This window comes from Actinocorallia lasiicapitis (genome assembly GCF_054778695.1).
Window position 1 is genome coordinate 1 of record NZ_BAAGZI010000568.1, and the last position, 2,717, is coordinate 2,717.

Sequence of the window (2,717 nt, forward strand, 5' to 3'; positions counted from 1 at the left end):
CCAGCGCGACGGCGTCCCCGTCCCGCTCCCCCGTCAGCGCGATCAGCCGCAGGGTCAGCGCCGTCTCCAGGACCCGGCCCCGGCAGTGGCCCGGCACGGCGCCCTCCGCGGTGACCAGCCCGGCGAGATGGCCGGCCAGCCGCTCGCGGAGATCGTGGACGAGCCGCCCGCGCGGCGGCAGTTCGAGAAGCGACACGGCGCTACCTCCCTTTTCCGGCCGGGACGGCGGTGCTCGATCCGGCCAGGCACTCCCACCACCAGGCGATCGCCGGGATGGGGAGCGGCGCGCCGAGCTCGACTCCGTCGGGTGACGTGTCGACCGTGATCTCCGGGAGCAGGCCCGCGTAACGCGGATCGACCTCGATCTTCTCCCGGCTGCTGTGGTGCCAGAACCGCGTGTAGGCCGCGATGTGCAGGCCGACGTCACGCAGGTAGAGCCGTGTCTGCGGGGAGACCTGCGGCGCCAGCTCGGCGCGGAGCCGCAGGAAGAGCGCCATCACCTGGTTCCGCATCGTCAGCGCGGTGGCGACGGCCTGCCGGACGCCGACGCCGTCGCGGCGGGCCAGGATCGTGATCAGGTTGCTGTCGCCGATGCCGTTGGTCAGGTCGCGCGGCAGGGAGAAGATGTCGTTGTCCCAGTTGCAGAGGATCCACATCATCTCGCCGAGCGCCCTGACGGCCGGCAGGGCGAGCTCGTCGGCGTCGAGCCGGTAGCCGCCCGCGATCTCGCAGTAGGTCATCGGCACCGCGGCCCCGACCCCGTACAGCTTGACGGTCACGGTCTCCGCCAGCCCGGGGACCCCGCCGAGGGTGCGCTGGGCCCGCTCGCACGCGCCGCCGAAGAACCACAGCCGCCAGCTCTCGGCGTGCCGGACGATCTGCGCCGGGGTGGCCAGGCGCAGCAGCCGCTCCCGCGCCTCGCACCAGGCGGCGGCGAGCGGGTCGTCGTCCAGGGGCGGGCAGCCGGGGGCGTCCAGCAGCCGCAGGAGGCTGTTGAGCCGCAGCACGACCTCGTCGGAGTCCTGGGCGATGTCGTCGATCAGGTCGTCGACGGGGAAACCCCACGCGCAGATCAGGTCGGCGCCGAGCTGCGCCCGTTCCAGGTCGGCGTGCGGGAAGAACATCGCGGCGATGTAGCCGAGACCGTAGGTGGTCAGCCGCTCGCGGTGCTCCTCGTCCCTGGCGACGACCCGGTGGTCGAGCAGCCAGCGGTTGGTCCGCTCGTTGATCAGGTCGGCCTGGGGGTGGATCTCCACGGGGATCGGTGACCACAGCGGCGGGAGGGCCGCGTCAGCGGTGTGCTTCAAGGCCGCTCCTCTGCTCGGCGGCGGTCTGGACGGCGGGTTCGACGGCGGGTTCGGGGAGGAACTGGGTGGTCCAGCGGCGGTAGCGCATGAGCGGGCCGTCGCCTTCGGCCAGCCGCGGCCTGGGCAGGTAGGTCTTGGCCCCCCACACCGGCAGGTCGCCGCCGCGCTCCGGCATCAGGAACCGCTTGTGGTTGAACCAGTGGGTGAGCCGGGCCAGCAGCCGGGACGCTCCGGTGGCGAACCAGCCGCGCAGCGGCGGCGGGAGCAGCCGGGGCGCGGGGACCCGGGCGCTGGCGGCCCACCGCACCTGCATCCGCCACGGGCCGATCACCACGGGCAGCGCGTAGACCCGCAGGCCGATGCCGAACCTGAGCGGGATGTCGCCGACCAGATAGCCGACGCCGTGGATCGCGATCGCGTAGTCGGCGGTGTAGGTCCGGCCGGTCAGCGGGATGATCGCGGCCAGCCGCAGGGTCGTGGAGCAGCTCCGGCCGTGGTCCTGGAACGGCACGGCGGCGCTTCCGCCGGTCATGACGGGCCGGTGCAGCGTGTTGAGGTGGCCGGTGTCGATGGCGTTCTCCATCACCTCCTGCGGATGGCCGGCCGACTCGGTGATGCTGACGTGCGGCGCCGAGTACCCGTCGGTGGGCAGTTCGGGGATCCGCCAGTCCGGCGCGGCGCCCGCGTGGTGGTGCCAGACGAAGATCAGCCCGTTGATCTCCTCGACCGGCAGCGTGGTCAGCCGGGCCCTGGCCGGCGGGCGGGTGCCGTAGGCGTTGCGCACGCACGCGCCTTCGGGGTTGAAGGCGAACTCGTGGAACGGGCAGACGAGGTCGTCGCCCCTGACCGTCCCGCCCTGGCCGAGATGGGCGCCCAGATGCGGGCAGTACGGACGGTTGGCGACCAGCTTCCCCGACCGGGTCCGCCAGAGCACGACGTCCTGCTCCAGCAGCCTTCGGGTGGCGACCGAACCCGGTGGGACGTCCCGGGACGCGCCCAGGCAGAACCAGCCGTCCGGGTTCGGGAGCGGTGACTCCGCCGGGCTGTAGGGCGTGATCCGGTCCTCGATGGGGACGGAGTAGTTCCGGTTCTTCTGGCGGCGGAGCATGGATCAGCCTCCTGCGCTGGACGTGAGCCGGGCCTCCGCCCGGGCCGGGGGGATTTCGGCGGCCGGTGCGCCGTCGGGGTAGAAGCGCTCGGCCCAGCGGCGGAAGCGCAGGAAGGGGCCGTCGCCCTCGGCGAGCCGGGGCCGCGGCAGATAGGTCTTGGTGTCCCAGATCGGCAGGTCGCCGCCGCGCTTGGGCATGATGATCTGGCCGTGGTTGTACCAGTGACCCACCCGCGCGAGCGTCCAGGACGCGCCCGCGGCGAACGGGCCGCGCAGCGGCGGCGGGAGCAGCCGGGGCGCGG

Annotated in this window: 3 protein-coding genes and 1 pseudogene; all 4 read right to left on the minus strand. The window is 73.2% G+C overall.

Features of this window, described 5'->3' with window-relative positions; translation table 11 throughout:
- The coding region (locus ACYVE7_RS32225; protein WP_460370122.1) for a hypothetical protein at positions 1-196 on the minus strand (196 nt) is incomplete at its 3' end.
- 4 nt (positions 197-200) lie between these two features.
- Positions 201-1,307, minus strand: a complete 1,107-nt coding sequence (locus ACYVE7_RS32230; protein WP_460370124.1) for a terpene synthase family protein — start codon at positions 1,305-1,307, stop codon at positions 201-203.
- The gene (locus ACYVE7_RS32235; RefSeq protein ID WP_460370125.1) at positions 1,291-2,415 is read right to left on the minus strand and encodes a Rieske 2Fe-2S domain-containing protein; all 1,125 of its coding nucleotides are present in this window, start codon (positions 2,413-2,415) and stop codon (positions 1,291-1,293) included. Before ACYVE7_RS32235 ends, ACYVE7_RS32230 begins: the two co-directional genes overlap by 17 nt.
- A 3-nt stretch (positions 2,416-2,418) precedes the next feature.
- Positions 2,419-2,717, minus strand: a pseudogene (locus ACYVE7_RS32240) (hypothetical protein); the annotation flags it as partial.

Bases quoted from the DNA above. Each gene is read 5' to 3' on its own strand.
- ACYVE7_RS32235 (WP_460370125.1), bottom strand. From the start codon at position 2,415: ATGCTCCGCCGCCAGAAGAACCGGAACTACTCCGTCCCCATCGAGGAC.